This window comes from Rhizobium sp. BK008 (genome assembly GCF_014197345.1).
GTDB lineage: Bacteria > Pseudomonadota > Alphaproteobacteria > Rhizobiales > Rhizobiaceae > Rhizobium > Rhizobium anhuiense.
Map to the genome: position 1 here is coordinate 86,690 of NZ_JACIFK010000012.1, position 12,342 is coordinate 99,031.

Consider the following 12,342-nt stretch of genomic DNA (forward strand, 5'->3'; position numbering starts at 1 on the left):
CTCCGATAACTACGAGTTGCGTGCCTTGAGGCCGTAGAAAATGGCCGCAAGCAGGATGATGAGACCTTGCGCGATGAGTTTCCCGGAGTCGCTGACGCCGAAGGACGTCATCACGACAAAGAGGAGCGCGAACGAAAGGACACCGAAGAACGGCCCCCAGACGCCACCTTCCCCCCGGCCGAACACCACGCCGCCGAGAATGGTCGCCGCAACGGACAGGATCGGGAGATCCAGGCCGACACGAACGCTTCCGACCGCAATCGACGCCGTTTGAACGAGGGCGGCGATGCCGGCGATAAGGCCTGCGAGTGTGTGCGCCACGACAACCGTGCGTTCGACGGGAACGCCTGAGAAGTGCGCGGCTTCCGCATTGGCACCCACCGAGGTGACGTAGCGCCCGAACACCGTTCTCGACAGAAGCAGGGACAACAGCGCCGTCAGCACGACCCAGAACAGAACCGGGAGCGGCAGGGGACCAAGTTTCACATTGTAGATGGTGTTGAAGTAGGTCGGCACGTTGCCCGGCGGCTTGCCGCTCGACAGAAACTGCACGGCCCCGACAAGGATGATGCTGACTGCAAGGGTCACGATAACCGCCGAGACACGCCGCTTGCCGACCATGAAACCGTTGAACAGACCGATTGCCGTGCCCGTGAACAGAGCGAGCAGGACGAAACCTGTCGCCGACATTCCGGGAAGAAGATTCGACGAAATGAAGTAGTTGACGAGCAGGATGATGCCGCCGCCTGCGAGGTCAATGCTTTTGACGCGCATGACGAGCAACTGACCAAGGACGAGGACACCGAGAGGCGCCACCTGGCGAATGAAGATGCCCATGACATTTGCATTCAGCATCTGCGGGCGCGAAACCCACAAGACGATCAGTAGCAATGCAAAGACATAGTATGCGGGCGCAACCCTGAGCATTCGCTGAATTGCGGGATTGTTCGCGAAGGCTGACATCTTAGAGCCCCATCTTCTTGCGTGTCTGGAAACCGACGACAAGGAGCAGGATGCCGCCCTTGATCGCCGTCTGAATAAACGGCGAAACGTTGACCAGATTCATGCCGTTGGAGAGGAGCGCCAACACCAGGGCTCCGATAATCGTGCCCTGAAGGCTGCCGACGCCGCCGGACAATTGCGTGCCGCCAATGGCGACGGCCGTGATCGCATCGAGCTCGAAGAGAAGTCCGACATTCGGATCTCCGGACACGATGCGGCCGGCCAGGAACACGCCGGCAAGAGCCGCAAAGCACGAGCAGGCGACATAGGAAAGGACGACATTGCGCTTGTCGGCGACACCGAAGTTGCGTGTGGCGTCTTCTACGCCGCTGGAAATACCGCCGCCGATCGCGAAGAGGTGAAGTCCGAACCGCGAGCCGTAGAGCAATTTCCAGGCAACCAGGGCGACACAGATGCCCCAGAATATCGGCATGGGTATCCCCAGGAACGACCCGGAGACCGAGCGGATGACGACATCCGGAATTGTTCCCCCGGAGACGGGACGCAAGATGCGCGCAGCTCCGAGCACGATATATTGCATCGCCAGCGTCGCGATGATCGGATGGACGTTGAGACGAGTGATCACGATGCCGTTGGTCAGGCCGAGCAGGGCCGCCAGCAGGAAGACTGCCGGTATCGTAATGTAGCCCGGGGCGTCCAACGCCAGTATGGCTGTCGTGAAGCTGATCAGCGATCCGACGGAAAGGTCGAGGCCGCCGACGAGGATTACGAACAGCTGGCCGACCGCCGTGATGATCAGCGGCATTGCCTGGGCGATCAGGTTGAACAGGTTTTCACGGTTCAGGAACTGATCTGTCTGAACGATCAGTGCAATACTGAAGACGATGGTGATCAGCAAGGGAACAATCCAGAGACCTTGGCGGTTCTGACTTCCCGTAAATAGTCTTGCAAGGGCCTTAGTCATCGGTTTGACTCTCAGATTTGGCGTTCACGCGCTCAAGGCGGCGTCGAGGATGTCGTGCTCGGTGGCCTTTGCGGCGGGCATCTCGGCGACAACGGTGTCGCCATGGACGACGTAGATGCGATCGCATAGACCGATGAGTTCCACGGTTTCCCTCGACAGGACCAGCACGGCCCCACCGTTCTGCGTGAAGTCGCGAAGCAGCTTGTAGATTTCCGATTTGGCGCCGATGTCGACGCCGCGTGTCGGCTCTTCAATCAGCAGGATGTCGAGATTGGCGGCGATATAGCGTCCGAGCAGAACCTTCTGCTGATTGCCGCCGGAAAGAGCGCCAACGGGCGCGGACGCATTGATCGTCCGCACATTCAGCCGCTGGATCGTGTCGGCAACGACCTTCCGATAGTTCTTCGCGGGGGAAAAACCCCTCCGTGCCGAATGAAGGGCAATCTCGATATTGTGGGCAATCGGAAGGTTCAGGAACAGACCCTCTTCCTTGCGATCTTCAGGAACGAACCCCACACCCATCTGCTGCAGCTTGCGGATGCCGTTCTCATTCGGCACGGGCAAGGCAAGTGATTTCCCCTGGAATGTGACGGTGCCGGAAAACGGCTGGAACTGGCCAACGAGCGAGCGCATGAGTTTCTGCTGCCCTTGCCCTTCCAGCCCCGCGAGAGCAACAATCTCACCCTTGAAAACATGCAGCGAGAAAGGCTTCGTCGACGCGCCGATCTTGAAGTGCTTTATATCGAGCATCGGCTCGCCGGCTGCCGAGTTGTTTCTTTCCGGGAAAAGGTCTTTCAATTCCCGGCCGACCATCATTGCGATGAGCGATGTCGGCGTCATTTCGGAAAGAGGGCGCGTGCCCACCAGCTTGCCGTCTTTCAGGACCGTGACCGTGTCACAGATCTGGAAGATTTCATCCATCCGGTGCGAGATATAGACGATCGCCTTGCCCGCATCGCGCAGTCGCCGGATATGCTTGTTCATGATCTCGACATCGGCGGCATTAAGAGCAGCCGTCGGCTCATCGAGAATGAAAATCGAGGCATCGGCCTTGATGCCATGGGCGATCTCGACGAACTGCCGTTCGGCGATGCTGAGATTCGAAACCAGCGTCCGCGGATCGAGGTTGAGCGAAAGCTCCTTCAGCGCTTTGCTGGTTTCGGCATTCATGCGCTTGTAGTCGACAGTGCCGAAGCGCGTGACCGGCTCACGCCCGAGAAACATGTTTTCGGCGATCGTGAGGTTTGACAGGAGCGTCATTTCCTGGAAGACGGTCGATATGCCGAAATCAAGTGCCTCTTTCGGATTGACGAAGGAGATCTTGTGGCCGTTCTTGAAGATATCGCCGCTGTCGGGCCGATGAACACCCGCAAGGATCTTCATGAGGGTCGATTTACCGGCGCCATTCTCGCCCATCAGGGCATGCACCGAACCCGGCAAGAGCTCCAGCGACACTCTATCAAGTGCCAGACTTCCGCCAAACGACTTTGAAATGTTCGACATTTCTACAAGGTTGGCCATTGCTTCCTCCCAATCACGCAATTCCGTTCCGGTGGCCATCCGCCGGTTCCGGAACGAAACCGGCGGACGCGCCGCGGGAGAATGATTACTTGCTATAATACTTCTTCAGATCGTCTTCGGAGAGCTGAGAGGGCCACCAGACGTTCGCGGAGAGATCGTCGCGGTAATACTTCTTGACCTTCTCGAGATCCCATCCCGGAGGATTGTAGTCGTAGTGCTTGTAGAGCTGCTTGCCCTCGAGCAGAGCAATCGCAGCGTGCACGCCCTCGGCACCCTGGGCCGGCGAGTATTCTGCAGAGATCGACTCGAAGCCGTCGTTGATCCACTGGCCGAAGAACCCGTTGTTGCCTTCGCCCGAGATCGGCGGGATCTTGGCGCCGAACTGCTTGAAGACGTCGACGCAGGCGCGCGTCATGTCGGCGCCCGACGACCAGATGCCGTTCACATCCGGGTTGTTCAGGTAGAGGGTCTCGCAAACGCTCTTGCCCTTGTCATACTGCCAATCGCCATGCTCTTCGGCGACGATCTTGACGTTTGTGCCCTTCAGCGATTCCAGAAGACCATTGTAGCGGTTGGTGTCTTCCGGATGGCCGGCAAGACCGCGCAGCACCCAGATCTTGCCGTCGTTTCCGACCGTCTTGACGAGCCAGTCGCCCATCACCTTGCCGAAGTGCTCGGCACCGCCTTGGATTTCTGTCGTGTAATCGTCCGTTTCAACGCGGCCGGTATGGACGATGACCGGAATGCCAGCAGCAATCGCCTTCTTCATCGATGCGTTGGCGGAGGTGGACGTGACCGGCTGGACGATGATCGCGTCGACTTTCTGCGCGATCAGATCTTCGATGTCGGCAACCTGCTTCTTCTGGTCAAAGCCGGCGTCGAGCAGGATGAACTTCTTGATGCACTTGTTGGCAGCAGCAGCAGCCTCGGACTCGTGAGCGACCTGGACCGTCCAGGTATTGGCGTTGACGCCAAAGTCGCTCATGCCGATGACCCAGCCGCAATCCTTCTTGTACTTGCCAGCTTCGGTCTGCGGGTTGTCGCCAACTCGCGGCGTGATGCCGTCCATGAACTTGACGTCATCAGCCCAAAGCGGGCCCGCGGTGGATGCCACCACAAGCGTCGCCCCGAGAATAGATTTCAGATAGCCGTTCACTGAGAATTCCTCCCTTGCACAAACACCGTCGTCCTCATCGACGTCGGATCTCCATTGACACGGAGACGCACTTATCCAGGCCGCTGAAGCGGCTTTAGTCGCGGGCCAACGCCATTGGATGACGGGGGTTGGCTATGTTCAGTTCCTGGAAATCTTGCTCTCCCATTCACAGAAATGCCACACCTCTGAAACGCTGTCAATAATTATTCAGACTGAATGAATATCAATAAACTTGCGCCACAGATCGACAAAGGCCATAATCACCTCAGAATGTTCATGCGTCTTTATGATTTGCCATAAAGGTGGGGAGGAAATGCGGTCAGTCTTATGTTACGGCGACTCGAATACGCATGGCCAAATTCCGGGGGGCTCGCCGCTCGACCGATATGGGCCAAACGAGCGCTGGCCTGGCGTTTTGAGGCGGGAGCTTGGAAGCCAGTGGTACGTAATCGAGGAGGGTCTAAGTGGCCGCACGACGGTTCGCGACGATCCGATCGAGGGATCGATGAAAAACGGCCGGACCTACCTGCGGCCGTGCCTCATGAGCCATGCGATCCTCGACCTTGTCATCATCATGCTCGGGACGAACGACCTGAAGGCGCGCTTCGGTCAACCACCCTCCGAAGTGGCGATGGGGATCGGTTGCCTGGTCTACGATATCAGGGAACTTGCGCCCGGCCCGGGCGGCAAGCCCCCCGAAATCATGGTCGTTGCACCACCGCCGATGCTGGACGATATCAAGGAATGGGAACCTATTTTTTCTGGCGCCCAGGAGAAATCCCGGCGTCTCGCCCTCGAGTTTGAAATTATTGCCGATTCGCTCGAAGTCCATTTCTTTGACGCCGCTACCGTCGCGGCCTGTGATCCGCGGGATGGTTTTCACATCAACCGGGAAGCGCATGAAGCCTTGGGAACAGCGATTGCCAGGGAAGTCGAGGCGATCGGTTGGAGATGATGATATTGCCGCAACGACACGACAAATGGATGCCAGTTCATCTTTATGCCTTACTCGGCGAGGATTGCATTGATGCCTGATATGCGTTTTGCACCACCCAATCCCCTGCGTATTGCCGATCGGGCAACCGGCCTGAACGCCGTTAGCGTGCGCAGCTACAATGAGCGCCTGCTCCTGTCGCTGCTGCTTCAAAACAGTGAGATTACCAGACTGGAGATCGGCGAACGGACAGGCCTCTCAGCCCAGACGATCTCGGTGCTCGTCAGATCGCTGGAACAGGAGGGGCTGGTTTCAAAGGGAGAAGCCCAAAAGGGGCGTGTGGGCCCGCCGACCGTCCCTGTAGCCCTCAATCCCGAGGGGGCTTTTTCGATTGGCATCAGCGTTGGCCTGAAGCGGACAGACGTCGTGCTGATCGATTTCGTGGGCGCCATTCGCTATCACATGCAGTTGCCCAACCCGCGACCCGAGCGCGACAGCAACCAGACGATGTTCATCGACACCATTCGTCAGGCGGTGAACATTGTTCCGAAGAATGCTCAAAAGCGGCTGGCCGGTATTGGTCTCGCTCTGCCGTCGAGCGCATCGGAGGGTCGTGAGGCGAAAGCCTATTTCGACTCCCTGCAAAAGGAAGTCGAGGAACTGACCGGATACTCGGTGTTCGTGCAGAACGACATCACCGCTGCGGCCAGCGGCGAGAGCATGTTTGGCATTGCCAAGCCGTTTTCCGACTATCTCTATTTTTACATCGGTGCAAACCTCCACAGCCGCCTGGTGCTGAACCACCAGATTCATCACGGCAATTCGGTGGTCAGTTTCGATGTGGGGGTGGCGTCATTGGAATCCAAGTTGACCTCCGCAGGTGCCCCGACGGATCATCTTTGGCAGCCGCTTGCACCATGGCCCGAAAACGGCCTGGTTCTCGAATGGGAAGGCAGGCTCGCGGAAGAGATGCACCGCATCGTCAAGTCGCTTACCCAGTTTGTCGAGCTGGAAGCCGTTATCGTATCTTCGTTTGTGCCGGCCAACATTTCTCGGAATGTTTGTCTCTTGCTGCAGAAATTGGTTCCCGCGGTCCCGGTCATGCCGACAAGCATTCTGAGCGCACCAAAGGCGGTCGGCGCTGCAAGTCTGCCGTTCATGTCAAGGTTCATGGTCGAGAGTGGTGTCTAGCTGATCGCAGCGGCTAGAGGCTGCTTCTAAAGGCTGGGACCTTGCGACAGACTTCTCACGTCACCAACTCGCTATAAAACGAACTGACATTTCGCGTGCAGCAGAGCCGTGATCTAAGCCTGATGAGCGCCTTCTGTTTGTGGGGCGGTACGTCATCGGCGTCCCGGCGAATTGTCGTCCAGCCGGCAACATTGGTTGCCGGCCCTAGAACTGACTTCGACGAAGATGAGGGTGCTAAATCCATTTGGACTGCCGCAAATCAGGCGGCCCTATAAAACCCGAATTCTCGTCCATTTCCTTCGATCTTGAACTGCTGGACCAGGGCCAGCAGGCTGTCGGCCTGGGAGGCGAGTTCGCGGCTCGCGGCCGTCGTCTCCTCGACCATGGCCGCATTGTGCTGTGTCATTTGATCCATCTGATTGACGGTCGCGTTGACGCCCTGCAGCGCGCTCGACTGATCGTGGCTGCCGCGGGCAATCGTCTCGACATGCTGGCTGATCGTGACAATCTGCGTGCTGATCTTCGCCAGCACCGCCCCGGTTTCCTGAACCAGGTGCGAGCCTGTGTTGACCTCGGCTGTCGACTTGTTGATGAGGACCTTGATCTCCTTGGCTGCCTTGGCGGAACGTTGCGCGAGTTCGCGCACCTCCTGGGCTACGACGGCAAAGCCTTTGCCGGCCTCTCCGGCACGGGCTGCCTCGACGCCGGCGTTGAGCGCCAGCAGATTGGTCTGAAAGGCGATCTCGTCGATCACACCGGTGATCTGTTCGATCTCGCGGGAGGCTTCTTCGATGCGGCCCATCGCGTCGATCGCATTGTTGACGACGATAGCCGAGTCGTCTGCGCTCCGCTTGGCCTGGCGAACGATCTGGTCGGCGTCCTTGGCACGCTCCGCTGACGAGCGAACCGTGACCGTGATCTCGTCGACGGCGGCCGCCGTTTCCTCGAGCGAGGCAGCCTGCTGCTCGGTCCGCTTGGCAAGGTCTTCAGCCGCCTCCGCCATCTGGTTGCCATTGCCCTGGATCATTTCGACATTGTCGCGGATCTGGCGCATCGTCGCCTGCAGCCGCGTCATCGAACCGTTGAAATCCTGTCGAAGCTGGTCGAGCGACGGGGCGAAAGGATGCTCAATGCGATGATCCAGTTTCCCCTCGGCAAGATCCTTCAGACCGGTCGCCAGCGCTGACATGGCCACTTCCAACTCTGCCGCGCTTCTTGCCCTTTCGGTCTCGCGCAGTTGTCTCTCCTGTTCGAGCAGCCCATTGCGGTGGATCGCCTCATCCTCCATTCGCACCTTGTCGACGGCGCTTTGACGAAAGGATTCGAGCGCACGCGCCATAACGCCGATTTCGTCGGTACGCGACACGGATCGGATCTCGATCGTCTGATCACCGTTGTTTAGGCGGTTCATCAAGCCTGTGATGTCTTTCAAGGGTTTCGTGAGGCGAGACGAGAAAATGTAACCCACGATCCCCATGCCGAACAGCACCGCCAAGGTGGTCAGACCAGCCCACTTCGCAAGTTCATCCGCTGAGGCGAGAACCTTCGCCTTATCCTGGCCAATGACCAGAAGGTGCGGTTGCCCGAAAAGCGTCACCGGCACATAGGAATAAAAATTCACGCCGTTGGCGGCGTCGGCGAAGATGGAACCACTCTTTTGGTCTCTGGCAGCCTGAACCAGTTGCGGCGCTAAGCCGCCTTCCGCTACCTTGCCGGCCCGCAATGTGCCATCGGCGCCGATAAGAAAAGCCTCGTCAACAGCCCGGCCCAGCCCTTCGGGCGAAATGAGCGCCAGAAGCTTGGCTGGTGCGATCCGGATCACGACGGTGCCACGTTTGACAACTGAGCCCCAGACGACGTTGGCAAGGGGCTTAGCAAGAAAAGCCGAAACGTCGCCTTCCTCGCTTTTGAACGGTATGAACCCCGTCCGGTACACCTGATCGGCGGGGCCGGCGACGGATGAATCAAACAGCGACCTCAGGGACGCGTTCTTCGGATCCTGAACGGTCGCCATGAACTCCGGTCCCTTGGTCACTGTGTAGACCAGCTGGCCATTGTTATCGATGACGAAGATATCGCTCAGATCGGCATTCTTCCAGGCGCTGAACAGTGGCCCATGCACCGAGCTATGCTTGACGGAATAGAGCATCTTGACCGTCGATCCGTCGAAAGCTGCTCTTTGTTCAGGAGTCTTCGACATGTCTTGGAACGCCTCGCGTACCTTTTGGTCAGACATCGCGATGGCCTTTCCGGCCTGCTCCGTCATTTCGCCGAGCGACTGGCTCTGTGCAATTTCGGTCAGCGTCTGCGCTACCCGTTCATCATAGGCTCTGAGCGCCTTCGACTGATTTGCTGCGATTGCCTCGAGGCGGATCTTGCTTGCCTCTATCAAACCGTTCTTTCCGATCTGATAGCTCAATGCCCCGACAGACGCGCAAGAAACGATTGCTGTTCCTATGATCACGGCCGCAAACTTGGCTTTGATGGACCGCATGCGGTGGAAGAGTCGCAAAGAATTGTGGGACATCTGCATTTTGAATCCATTTCGAGTTCAAACAGTTGCAAATCATCATTGACGATACTTCTAAAAAATCCGTTACGACCCGAAAGTTTCTTACTATTTTCAATGCCTTGCACAGAATCCTGCTCGGATCTTTTGAGGTTTTCCAATGTTGCTTTTGTGGCTTTAAGGCCAATTCGTTGATGATATCGCTTAAATATTGCAACATATCCACATACGGGCGATCTGGGCTGGAGTTGTCACCACCGGGACTGGTACTGAAATAACCTATGAAACGTGTACACGTTGCTCGTCACATCGGAAGCGAGCCGCGGGCGGGCAGGGTGGCGTTTCAGAATTCTCGTCCGTGGAAATCAGGGCATTTCGTTTGAAAGATGCGCAAACACCACATAAATACACAATTCCAAGGACAACGTCGTGGGCTTCCGGGTTCGCGGTCATCCAACTACGAACGCATAGATCCGCCACTCCAGGGACTGTCAGCATCAACGTTGCTGTCGGCCCGCACCGACCCGAGGAAGAAGCCGTCGATGTCGAGCGAAGTCCGCAAGGAAGTCATTCTGGAACGGCTGGATCGTGACCAACGCGTCAGCGTTGTCGAGCTTTCCGCGGAGTTCGGTGTTTCGGGTGAAACCATTCGACGCGATCTGAAGGACCTCGAGGCCGAGGGGGCCGTCCGGCGTGTTCACGGAGGAGCTATACCGGCCGGGCGCACCGCTGATGTGCCGATCACCGATCGCATCAGGTTTAATGCGCTCGAAAAGGATGCGGTCGCGCAGATGGCGCGCAACCTGATCAACGATGACTGTGCCATCTTTCTAGATACTGGCACCACCACTTTATCCCTTGCGCGGCACCTGGTTGGCTTCAAGAAGCTAAGGCTCTACACGAATTCCCTAATGGTGGCGCAAGCCGCCTGCCAGCATTTTGGCGTCCGGGTCCAGATGACACCGGGAAATCTCCGCCCTATCGAACAGGACCTGGTCGGCTACGACACGCTGTCCTACATCCAGCAGTTCCACTTCGACATCGTCTTCATGGGCGTGGCGGCGATCAAGGCGGAATATGGCTTCATGGACTATGAAGAGGATGAAGCGAGAATCCGCCAAGCTCTACTGAAGCAGACGGCCCGAAGCATCATGCTGGCCGACCATTCAAAGTGCGGCAAAACCGGCAATGTCATTACCGCCGCGTTTTCCAGCGTAAACACATTGGTCACCGATCAGCGCCCGCCGACGGATATCCTGGCGGCGGCAAAAAGGGCCGATCTTGAAATCATCCACGGTTGACAGTCCGCTGAAAGCATCAGGTTGGTAATATCCGCCACCTGAAGGAGAGACGGGGTCACTCTCCGTGCAGAACGCCCATGATTTGAGTGTGAAGCGCGGCATTTGCAGCAGCGACGATACCGCCGCCCTGCTCGGCGGGCCCCCCATCCCAGTCGGTCACAACGCCGCCCGCCTGTTCAATGATCGGGACGAGCGCGACGATGTCGTAGGGATAAAGGCCAGCTTCGACAACGCAGTCAATCTGGCCTGCTGCAAGCATGCAATAGGCATAGCAATCCGTTCCATAACGAGCCAAACGGACCTTTTTCTCAAGCTGGTCGTAGCGTGCTCTGCGGGCCGCTTCGAAGATGGCAGGCGTAGTCGTAAACAGCGTCGCCTCAGAGAGGTCCTTCGTGGCGCTGGTTGAGAGCTGCGCCTGACCATGCGGACCCTCATAAAAAGCACCGTTGCCGGTGGCATAGAACAACTCGCCGATAAAGGGCTGCGCCATCATGCCGGCAACTGCGCCACCATCCTTGGTCAGGCCAACAAGAGTCCCCCAGAGCGGGATACCTGATATGAATGACCTTGTTCCGTCGATCGGGTCGATGACCCAGACCAGGCGAGCATCCGCACCTTCATTGCCGAATTCTTCGCCCAGAATGCCGTGATCCGGGTACTCGGTACGAATGAGCTTTCGAATGGCTTTTTCTGTTTCCCGGTCGGCTTCGGTGACCGGATCGAACCCTCCGGCGGCCTTGTTGACAACCGCGCCTGGCAATCGAAACCGCGGCAATGCCTCACGCCTCGCTACAACTGCCAGGCGGCGAAAAAAATCGGGCGAGACCAGGTTTTCGTTGGTTTGAATAGGCATGTGTCAGACCGCCTTCAGCCACTGCGACCATAGCGGATTGCTCATCACGAAACGTGCCCGCATATGTTTCCAGAATCCATATTTGAAAAAGTCGAAATCCAGACGTGAGACTTCGTTCTGCACCATGGCCCAAGTCGCCCATTTGAGGTCGACGAGCGCCTTGAATAGTGAGATCCGCGCCAGGATGCTCGGGTCCGCCCGACCATAATATTCCTCGATCAGTTCCTTCTCGATCTCGGGCGAGAAGCACATCTCGCAGAACCAGAGCGCCAGTTCGGCAGCGCGATCATTGGTCGACGCGTATTCGAAATCGACGAGCATGACCCGGCGATCGGAATGGAGGAGGAAATTGCCAGCCAGCGTATCGTTCATGCACGGTGCCAGATCGAGACCTGACGCCTCCAGTGCGCTGCGCGCCTCGCGATAGCGCGCGTTCATCCAGCCGAAGTCGCTCGGAAATTCGCCGCCCAGATCCAGAGCCTGCTGGAAATGTTCGTCGATCATGTCGAAGGTTGTCTTTTGCTGCGAAAGCGGGGCGGTATCGTTGAAGGCTTTCAGCGCGCGAAGACCATTCAGGCGTATGACCGGATCCAGGAAATCGGCATTGGTTGATGTTCTCAGCCCTTCGACGAATTCACTCACCTCGACCCCGGTTTCGGGGAAGAAGTCGATGATCCGGGCCCCGACGCCCGCTTCATGCGCCTTGCGGCCCGCTTCGTTCGCCGTTCTTCGGTCGATGAACATTTCGGTTCCAGCACCGGGAATCTTCACGAAGAAGCTGTGTGGCGCACCGAAGACGTAGACGCGCCAATTGGGGTTGCTGATGCCGCCGGGCACCGGTTCGTAGGAAACATCGAGGCCCCGCCAATCCGCCACGGCTGCGATCGCCTGCTCGATCGCCCGTTCCGCCTGCGACGCGCCTTCGCCTAATCTGCGTCTCATCGCTTTCT

9 protein-coding genes and 1 pseudogene are annotated in these 12,342 nt (G+C 57.8%); 3 read left to right on the forward strand and 7 right to left on the reverse strand.

Translation table 11 applies throughout. From position 1 onward, the window contains the following. Window positions 1-9: 9 nt before the first annotated feature. The 4 genes from FHT69_RS31795 to FHT69_RS31810 all read right to left on the reverse strand — a co-directional run bounded on the left by FHT69_RS31795 (window position 10) and on the right by FHT69_RS31810 (window position 4,604). Window positions 10-963 (reverse strand): ABC transporter permease, encoded by a 954-nt coding sequence (locus FHT69_RS31795; RefSeq protein ID WP_183845348.1) that lies wholly within the window; start codon window positions 961-963, stop codon window positions 10-12. A gap of 1 nt (window position 964) precedes the next feature. Further along, the gene (locus FHT69_RS31800) at window positions 965-1,861 is read right to left on the reverse strand and encodes an ABC transporter permease (RefSeq protein WP_246712988.1); all 897 of its coding nucleotides are present in this window, start codon (window positions 1,859-1,861) and stop codon (window positions 965-967) included. A gap of 90 nt (window positions 1,862-1,951) precedes the next feature. Further along, window positions 1,952-3,448, reverse strand: coding sequence for a sugar ABC transporter ATP-binding protein (locus FHT69_RS31805; RefSeq protein WP_183845346.1), 1,497 nt, complete (start codon window positions 3,446-3,448; stop codon window positions 1,952-1,954). Between the two features lie 85 nt (window positions 3,449-3,533). Further along, a complete protein-coding gene (locus tag FHT69_RS31810; RefSeq protein ID WP_312865388.1) occupies window positions 3,534-4,604 on the reverse strand; it encodes an ABC transporter substrate-binding protein in 1,071 nt (356 codons plus the stop codon). A gap of 313 nt (window positions 4,605-4,917) precedes the next feature. Here FHT69_RS31810 and FHT69_RS31815 point away from each other — a divergent pair, with 313 nt between their 5' ends. Both FHT69_RS31815 and FHT69_RS31820 read left to right on the forward strand, forming a co-directional pair. Further along, window positions 4,918-5,559 (forward strand): SGNH/GDSL hydrolase family protein, encoded by a 642-nt coding sequence (locus FHT69_RS31815; RefSeq protein ID WP_183845414.1) that lies wholly within the window; start codon window positions 4,918-4,920, stop codon window positions 5,557-5,559. Between the two features lie 81 nt (window positions 5,560-5,640). Continuing rightward, on the forward strand, window positions 5,641-6,729 hold the full coding sequence (locus tag FHT69_RS31820; protein ID WP_183845413.1) for an ROK family transcriptional regulator: 1,089 nt from the start codon (window positions 5,641-5,643) through the stop codon (window positions 6,727-6,729). Between the two features lie 259 nt (window positions 6,730-6,988). On the opposite strand, the pseudogene FHT69_RS34410 reads toward FHT69_RS31820, so the two are convergent. After that, window positions 6,989-8,224 (reverse strand): annotated as a pseudogene (locus FHT69_RS34410) (methyl-accepting chemotaxis protein); the annotation flags it as partial. Window positions 8,225-9,780: 1,556 nt separating this feature from the next. Here FHT69_RS34410 and FHT69_RS31830 point away from each other — a divergent pair. Next, window positions 9,781-10,539 (forward strand): DeoR/GlpR family DNA-binding transcription regulator, encoded by a 759-nt coding sequence (locus FHT69_RS31830; RefSeq protein WP_183845344.1) that lies wholly within the window; start codon window positions 9,781-9,783, stop codon window positions 10,537-10,539. A gap of 55 nt (window positions 10,540-10,594) precedes the next feature. On the opposite strand, the gene hisN is transcribed toward FHT69_RS31830, so the two are convergent. Continuing rightward, window positions 10,595-11,392 (reverse strand): histidinol-phosphatase, encoded by a 798-nt coding sequence (gene hisN, locus FHT69_RS31835; RefSeq protein ID WP_183845343.1) that lies wholly within the window; start codon window positions 11,390-11,392, stop codon window positions 10,595-10,597. Window positions 11,393-11,395: 3 nt separating this feature from the next. After that, entirely contained in the window at window positions 11,396-12,334 is a 939-nt protein-coding gene (locus FHT69_RS31840) for a choline kinase family protein (protein ID WP_183845342.1), read from the reverse strand. Between the last annotated feature and the right edge of the window lie 8 nt (window positions 12,335-12,342).

Coding starts and splice junctions, on each gene's coding strand:
- FHT69_RS31820 (WP_183845413.1), top strand. CDS start 5,641: ATGCGTTTTGCACCACCCAATCCCCTGCGTATTGCCGATCGGGCAACC.
- FHT69_RS31805 (WP_183845346.1), bottom strand. CDS start 3,448: ATGGCCAACCTTGTAGAAATGTCGAACATTTCAAAGTCGTTTGGCGGA.
- FHT69_RS31815 (WP_183845414.1), top strand. CDS start 4,918: ATGCGGTCAGTCTTATGTTACGGCGACTCGAATACGCATGGCCAAATT.
- FHT69_RS31840 (WP_183845342.1), bottom strand. CDS start 12,334: ATGAGACGCAGATTAGGCGAAGGCGCGTCGCAGGCGGAACGGGCGATC.
- hisN (WP_183845343.1), bottom strand. CDS start 11,392: ATGCCTATTCAAACCAACGAAAACCTGGTCTCGCCCGATTTTTTTCGC.
- FHT69_RS31830 (WP_183845344.1), top strand. CDS start 9,781: ATGTCGAGCGAAGTCCGCAAGGAAGTCATTCTGGAACGGCTGGATCGT.
- FHT69_RS31795 (WP_183845348.1), bottom strand. CDS start 963: ATGTCAGCCTTCGCGAACAATCCCGCAATTCAGCGAATGCTCAGGGTT.